The sequence below is a fragment of the Vibrio sp. 1078-1 genome (assembly GCF_033340475.1).
In genome coordinates, this window is record NZ_JAWOWM010000496.1 from 1 (window position 1) to 635 (window position 635).

1 protein-coding gene is annotated in these 635 nt (G+C 47.6%); it reads left to right on the forward strand.

Annotation, left to right across the window (positions count from 1 at the left end; translation table 11 throughout):
• Nucleotides 1-635, forward strand: a 635-nt coding sequence (locus R7190_RS28405) for an MFS transporter (RefSeq protein ID WP_318137997.1), incomplete at both ends; no start/stop codon positions are given.

A 635-nucleotide genomic window follows, 5' to 3' on the forward strand; every position in this document is an offset into this window, starting at 1 on the left:
GACATGTACTTACCTGCGTTCAAAGCGATGGAAATCGACTTTGCTACAGGTCCCGAACAAATCGCACTTTCTCTGACCGTATTTCTTGTAGGTATGGCTTTTGGTCAGTTGATGTGGGGATTAGCATCGGATAAATTTGGTCACCGCAATACGCTGGCCGCAGGTCTGGTACTCTTTACCATTGCCTCATTCGGCTTAGCATTCTGCGATGAAGTTTGGCAGCTACTGACACTGCGCTTTGTGCAAGCAATCGGCGTGTGTGCTCCTGCGGTTATCTGGCAAGCGATGGTAATCAAGCGTTACTCCAGCAGTAGCCAGCAAATTTTTGCAACCATCATGCCGTTGGTGGCACTATCACCAGCACTTGCACCTCAACTGGGTGTAGTTTTAGCGGATAGCTTTGGTTGGCACAGTATTTTTATCGCATTAACGCTTGTTGGCGTGGTGCTGGTTGCTGCCACCATGGCACAAAAGAACGAACAAGCCGAAATCAAACAAACCAGCATGTCTGCGGATATTAAAGCGTTACTAGGTTCAAAAACTTACCTAGGTAACGTGTTTATGTTCGCAACCGCATCGGCAGCGTTCTTTGCTTACCTTACTGGTATGCCAGAAATCATGTCTCAACTCGGCTA